The sequence below is a fragment of the Agromyces excoecariae genome, assembly GCF_051715505.1.
GTDB lineage: Bacteria > Actinomycetota > Actinomycetes > Actinomycetales > Microbacteriaceae > Agromyces.
The window spans coordinates 957,253-963,736 of record NZ_JBPSLA010000001.1 but is presented as its reverse complement, the minus strand read 5'-3'; the positions used below and the strand labels follow the sequence as shown (position 1 = coordinate 963,736).

Here is a 6,484-nt window from a genome sequence, read left to right as displayed (position 1 = left end):
TGGCCCCGCAACCGGGGGCCCCCCCGGGCCCCCGGGTGCCCGCGGCCCGCCGGGGGGCGGCGGGGGGGGGCCGCCCCGCCCCCCCCCCCCGCGGCCCTCACTCCACGGTGACGGACTTCGCCAGGTTGCGCGGCTGGTCGACGTCGAGGCCCTTGGCCTGCGAGAGCTCCATCGCGAAGATCTGCAGCGGCACGACCGCGAGCAGCGGCTCGAACAGCGGCGCGGCGAGCGGGATGCGGATGACCTCGTCGGCGAACGGCAGTACCGCGGCATCCCCCGCCTCGGCGATCGCGATCACGCGGGCGCCGCGAGCGCGGATCTCCTGGATGTTCGAGACGACCTTGGGGTGCAGGTTCGCCGACCCGCGCGGGCTCGGTACGACCACGAAGACCGGCTGGCCGGGCTCGATGAGCGCGATCGGGCCGTGCTTCAGCTCACCAGCGGCGAAGCCCTCGGCGTGGATGTACGCGAGCTCCTTGAGCTTCAGCGCACCCTCGAGCGCGATCGGGTACCCGACGTGGCGGCCGAGGAAGAGCACCGAGCGCGTGTCGCTCATCCAGTGCGCGAGCTCGCCGACGCGGTCGGCCTGCTCGAGCACGGTGCCGATCTTCTCGGGGACGGCCTGCAGCTCCTCGACCTGCTCCGCGAGCTCCGCGTCGGTCAGCGTGCCGCGCACTCGCGCGAGGTGCAGGCCGAACAGGTACAACGCCGTGATCTGCGCGACGAACGCCTTCGTCGACGCGACGGCGACCTCGGGGCCGGCGTGCGTGTACACGACCGCGTCGGACTCGCGAGGGATCGTGGCGCCCTGCGTGTTGCAGACCGAGATCGCCTTGGCACCCTGTTCACGTGCGTACTTGACCGCCATCAGGGTGTCCATGGTCTCGCCGGACTGGCTGATCGAGACGACGAGCGTGTGCTCGTCGATGACCGGGTCGCGGTACCGGAACTCGTGGCTGAGCTCGACCTCGACGGGGATGCGCGCCCACTGCTCGATGGCGTACTTCGCCACCATGCCCGCGTACGCGGCGGTGCCGCACGCGATGACGGTGATGCGACGGATGTCGCGCAGCGCGTCGTCGCCGAAGCCGTCGAGCTCGGGGATCGAGACGACCCCGTCGGCGATACGGCCGCGGATCGTGTTCGCCACGGCGTCGGGCTGCTCGGCGACCTCCTTGCGCATGAAGGAGGACCAGCCGCCCTTCTCGGCGGCCGAGGCGTCCCACGCTACGTCGAACGGCTCGACCTCGACGGCGGCGCCGTCGAAGTCGGTCACGGTCACGCCGTCGGCGGTGATCGCCACGATCTGGTCCTGCCCGATCGCGACGGCGCGCTTGGTGAACTCGACGAAGGCCGCGACATCCGAGCCGAGGAAGTTCTCGCCGTCGCCGAGCCCGATCACGAGCGGCGAATTGCGGCGTGCGCCGACCACGAGGCCGGGCTCGTCCTGGTGCACGGCGAGGAGCGTGAACGCGCCCTCGAGCTGCGAGACCGTGCGCTGGAACGCCTCGCGCAGGTCGCCGGTCTCCCGGTAGAGGCTGCCGAGCAGTACGGCCGCCACCTCGGTGTCGGTCTCGGACTCGAACGTCGCGCCCTCGGCGACGAGACGGTCCTTGAGTTCCGCGAAGTTCTCGATGATGCCGTTGTGGATCAGTGCCAACCGGCCCTCGTCGCCGAGGTGCGGGTGCGCGTTGCGGTCGGTGGGACCGCCGTGGGTCGCCCAACGCGTGTGGCCGATCCCGGTGCCGCCGGAACGGAGCGGGTGCCGCTCCAGCTCGTCGGCGAGCACCTGCAGCTTTCCGGCCCGCTTGGCCGTCTCGATGTCACCCGAGCCGTCGACGACGGCGACGCCCGCCGAGTCGTAGCCACGGTATTCGAGGCGACGAAGGCCGCCCATGAGGACGTCGAGGCTGTTGCGCTCTCCGACGTATCCGACGATTCCACACATGCGCTCGATTGTATCCGCGCGCGGCTGAGTGCCTGCCGCATCGCCCGGCGTCCGCGTCGGGCACGCGGCGAGCGACCGCGGTTCGGAGCGGCGGACGCCCAGTAGACTGTGCCGGTGCCCGATCCGCAGAGCCCGTCGACGCACACGCCGCAGATCTCTCCCTTCGTGGAACTCGACCGCGGCTCATGGGCGGCGCTCGCGCCGTCGATGCCCTCCCCGCTCCGAGACACCGAGATCGTGCAGCTCCGCGGACTCGGCGAACCGCTCGACCCGCGCGAGGTGTCCGAGGTGTACCTGCCGCTCAGCCGGCTGCTCAACCTCTACGTCGGCGGCACCAAGGCGCTGCACGAGGTCACCAGCACGTTCCTCCGCGAGCGCTTCGAGTCGACGCCGTTCGTGATCGGCGTCGCCGGATCCGTCGCCGTCGGCAAGTCGACGATCGCGCGACTGCTGCGGGAACTCCTCGCACGCTGGGAGCACACGCCTCGGGTCGAGCTCGTGACCACCGACGGCTTCCTGTTCCCCAACGCCGAGCTCGAGCGCCGCGGACTCATGGCCCGCAAGGGATTCCCCGAGTCCTACGACCGCCGCGCGCTGCTGCGCTTCGTGAGCGACGTCAAGGCGGGCGCACCCGAGGTGCGTTCGCCGTTCTACTCGCACCTCGCCTACGACATCGTCCCCGACGCCCAGATCACGGTCCGGCGGCCGGACGTCCTCATCATCGAGGGCCTCAACGTCCTCCAGCCGCCCGGACCGGGACACCGTCTCGCGGTCAGCGACCTGTTCGACTTCACGATCTACGTCGACGCGCGCACGCGCGACATCGCCCGGTGGTACGAGGAGCGCTTCCTGAAGCTCCAGCGCGGGGCGTTCTCCAACCCGCGCTCCTACTTCCACCGCTACGCGAGCCTCACGGAGGACGAGGCGAGGGCGCGCGCCCGTTCGATCTGGCAGTCGATCAACGAGCCGAACCTGCTCCAGAACATCCGTCCGACGCGCTCGCGCGCGTCGCTCGTGCTCCGGAAGGACGCCGACCACACGGTTTCGAGCGTGCTGCTGCGCAAGCTCTGACGCGCGGCGTACGTCAGCCGCGGCGTGTGTCAGCGCGTGAGTCGCTCCCGCACGACCTCGGCGAGCCGGCCCGCGTGCTGATCGGCCGCATCCTGGTCGGCGGCCTCCACCATCACGCGCACCATGGGCTCGGTGCCCGACGGACGCAGGAGCACGCGACCCGTGTCGCCGAGCTCCGCCTCGACCGCTGCGACCGCCGCGGCGATCTCGACGTCGTCGTGCAGCGCGTGGTGGTCCACTCCGCGGACGTTCACGAGCACCTGGGGGTAGACGGTCATGACCGAGGCCAGCTCGGCCAGCGACTTGCCGGTCCGGGCCATCTCGGCGACGAGGTGCAACCCGGTCAGCACGCCGTCACCCGTGGTGGCGAACTCGGTCATGATCACGTGGCCCGACTGCTCACCGCCGAGGGCGTAGCCGCCTGCCGTGAGCGCTTCGAGCACGTAGCGGTCGCCCACCTTCGTCTCGATGACCCGGATGCCGCGATCGGCCATCGCTCGCTTGAGGCCGAGGTTCGACATGACCGTCACGACGAGTGTGTCGTCGGTGAGCATGCCGCGCTCGTGCATCGAGACGGCGAGGATCGCCATGATGCGATCGCCGTCGATGACGTTCCCCTCGGCGTCGATCGCGAGGCAGCGGTCGGCGTCGCCGTCGTGGGCGATGCCGACGTCGGCGCCGTGGTCGAGCACCGCCTGCCGCAGGAAGTCGAGGTGCGTGGAGCCGACCCCGTCGTTGATGTTCATGCCGTCGGGATCGGCGCCGATGACGATCACCTCGGCCCCGGCGTCGCTGAAGGTCTCGGGCGAGACGCCGGCCGCTGCGCCGTGCGCGCAGTCGAGGACGACCTTCAGCCCTTCGAGGCGGTTGGGGAGGGTGCCGAGCAGGTGGACGACATAGCGGTCCTCGGCGTCGGCGAAGCGTCGGATGCGGCCGACCCCGTCGCCCGTCGGGGCGAGCTTCTGCTTGCCGAGGTAGGACTCGATGCGGTCCTCGACCTCATCGGGGAGCTTGGTGCCACCGAACGAGAAGAACTTGATCCCGTTGTCGGGAGCAGGGTTGTGCGACGCGGAGATCATCACGCCGAAGTCGGCGGCGATGCTGTCGATCAGGAACGCCGTGGCCGGCGTGGGGATCACGCCGGCGTCGAGGACGTCGACGCCGGAGCTGGCGAGACCCGCCGAGACGGCGGCCGTGAGGAATTCGCCGGAGACGCGCGGGTCGCGTGCGACGATCGCCACGGGACGACGCCCCTCGGCACGCAGTTCGTCGGCGTGACGACCCTGCGTGAGGACGGCGGCAGCCGCCTGGGCGAGGCCCAGGGCCAGGTCAGCCGTGAGTTCACGGTTGGCCAGGCCCCGGACCCCGTCGGTTCCGAAGAGCCGAGGCATAGGGAGACTCGTCCTCGCGCTCAGCGCTTCGAGAACTGAGGCGCCTTGCGGGCCTTCTTGAGACCGGCCTTCTTGCGCTCGATGACGCGCGCGTCACGGGTGAGGAAGCCGGCCTTCTTGAGGGTCGGGCGGTTGTTCTCGCGGTCGATCTCGTTGAGCGCACGGGCGATCGCGAGGCGGAGCGCACCGGCCTGGCCCGAAGGGCCGCCGCCGGTGATGCGCGCGATCACGTCGTACGAGCCGGAGAGCTCGAGCACGGTGAACGGGTCGGTGATGAGCTGCTGGTGGAGCTTGTTCGGGAAGTAGTCCGCGAACTCACGGCCGTTGACCGTGATGGTGCCCGCACCCGGCACGACGCGCACGCGCGCGATGGCCTGCTTGCGGCGGCCGACGGCCGCGCCCGAGACGTTCAGCACGGGGCGCGCCGCGGGAGCGGCGGCCGGAGCCGACTCGGTGGTGTAGCTCTCAGGAGCCTGGTCGATCTGGTCTGCGATCTTCGCCATGGTGGTGTCTGAGTCCTTTTTCGCTCGGCGCCGGGCTTACTGGGCGACCTGGGTGAGGGTGTACGGCTTCGGCTGCTGGGCCGCGTGCGGGTGCTCCGGGCCGGCGTAGACCTTCAGCTTCTTGATCTGGGCGCGGCCGAGCGAGTTCTTCGGCAGCATGCCGCGGATCGCCTTCTCGACGGCGCGGACCGGGTTCTTCTCGAGGAGCTCGGCGTAGCCGACGGCCTTGAGGCCGCCCGGGTAGCCGGAGTGGCGGTAGGCCTTCTTCTGCTCGAGCTTCTGGCCGGTCAGGGCGACCTTGCCGGCGTTGACGATGATGACGAAGTCACCGGTGTCGACGTGGTTGGCGAAGATGGCCTTGTGCTTGCCGCGGAGGATCGAGGCGGCGTGGCTCGCGAGGCGGCCGAGCACGATGTCGGTGGCGTCGATGACGACCCAGTCGCGCTGGATCTCGTTCGCCTTCGGGGTGTAGGTGCGCGTCACAGTAGTGCTGCTTTCTGATCGAGTGAGGGGTTCGTGAATCCCGCTCCGGTGGGGGTTCTCCCGCGATGCGGGTGGAACGCTCCGGTGGAGGGCTCAACATCGGGTACCGACGCAGTCGACGGCACCAAAGGGAAATCTTAGCCGACGAGGCCGTCCACGTGCAATTCGCGACGCGCCCGCGTCTGCTCGGCGCGCGCGGCGAGGTCCTCGTCGGCGGGGTAGCCGACCTCCGTCAGCGTCAGCCCCTTGGCAGGGAGGACCTTGAAGGCGCTCGTGCGCTCGCGCGCCCGCATGAGTGCGGCCGGCCCCGAGACATCCAGCCGCCCCTCGCCCACCGCCACGCACGCTCCCACCAGCGCCCGGACCATGGAGTGGCAGAACGCGTCGGCCTGGAGCGAGGCCACGAGCACCCCGTCGGCGTCGCGACGCCACCGGTACGACTGCAGGGTGCGGATGGTCGTGGCCTCCTCGCGCGGTTTGCAGAACGCCGCGAAGTCGCCGAGCCCGAGCAGCGTCTGCGCCGCGACGTCCATGCCCTCCGCGTCGAGGAGGCGGGGGTACCAGACGGTCCGGTGGCGCTGGAGCGGGTCGCGCTCGGCGCCGACGTCGGCGATCCGGTAGGAGTATCGTCGCCAGGTCGCGGAGAAGCGCGCGTCGAATCCCTCGGGTGCCGGGCGCGCGGAACGGACGACCAGGTCGTCGTCCGAGGACCCGAGGATGCCGGTGAGTCGACGCACCAGCACGGCGTACGGGTCGTCGGCCGGCACGCCTCCCCCGTCGCCGCGCTTGGGTCGCGTCACGACGGCGAACGCCTCCGGGTCGACGTCGATGTGCGCGACCTGCCCGGTCGCGTGCACGCCGGCATCCGTGCGACCGGCGACGACGAGGCGCGGCACCGCCCCCTCCCGGCGGAACAGCGTGCCGAGCGCCGCCTCGAGCACGCCCTGGACCGTGCGCAGCGCGGGCTGCCGGCTCCATCCCGCGAACCCGGTGCCCTGGTAGGCGAGGTCGAGTCGGATCCGCAGCGTCATCCGTGTGCTCCCACGCAGGCAAGCCTACGGTGCGCGGCCGCGGGTCCCGTGAACGCA

The 6,484-nt window shown here is 70.9% G+C and carries 6 protein-coding genes; 1 reads left to right on the top strand and 5 read right to left on the bottom strand.

The window, feature by feature from the left end:
* Positions 1-97: 97 nt before the first annotated feature.
* The gene (gene glmS, locus ACSJD1_RS04545; RefSeq protein ID WP_438854092.1) at positions 98-1,948 is read right to left on the bottom strand and encodes a glutamine--fructose-6-phosphate transaminase (isomerizing); all 1,851 of its coding nucleotides are present in this window, start codon (positions 1,946-1,948) and stop codon (positions 98-100) included.
* Between the two features lie 114 nt (positions 1,949-2,062).
* On the opposite strand from glmS, the gene coaA reads away from it, so the two are divergent.
* Entirely contained in the window at positions 2,063-3,019 is a 957-nt protein-coding gene (coaA, locus tag ACSJD1_RS04540) for a type I pantothenate kinase (RefSeq protein WP_438854091.1), read from the top strand.
* A 29-nt stretch (positions 3,020-3,048) separates the two neighbouring features.
* On the opposite strand, the gene glmM is transcribed toward coaA, so the two are convergent.
* The 4 genes from glmM to ACSJD1_RS04520 all read right to left on the bottom strand — a co-directional run bounded on the left by glmM (position 3,049) and on the right by ACSJD1_RS04520 (position 6,427).
* The gene (gene glmM, locus ACSJD1_RS04535; protein ID WP_438854090.1) at positions 3,049-4,410 is read right to left on the bottom strand and encodes a phosphoglucosamine mutase; all 1,362 of its coding nucleotides are present in this window, start codon (positions 4,408-4,410) and stop codon (positions 3,049-3,051) included.
* A gap of 20 nt (positions 4,411-4,430) precedes the next feature.
* A complete protein-coding gene (gene rpsI / locus ACSJD1_RS04530; protein WP_155052815.1) occupies positions 4,431-4,913 on the bottom strand; it encodes a 30S ribosomal protein S9 in 483 nt (160 codons plus the stop codon).
* A gap of 36 nt (positions 4,914-4,949) precedes the next feature.
* Positions 4,950-5,396, bottom strand: a complete 447-nt coding sequence (gene rplM / locus ACSJD1_RS04525; RefSeq protein ID WP_129234477.1) for a 50S ribosomal protein L13 — start codon at positions 5,394-5,396, stop codon at positions 4,950-4,952.
* Between the two features lie 137 nt (positions 5,397-5,533).
* Entirely contained in the window at positions 5,534-6,427 is an 894-nt protein-coding gene (locus ACSJD1_RS04520; RefSeq protein ID WP_438854089.1) for a tRNA pseudouridine synthase A, read from the bottom strand.
* Positions 6,428-6,484: the final 57 nt, after the last annotated feature.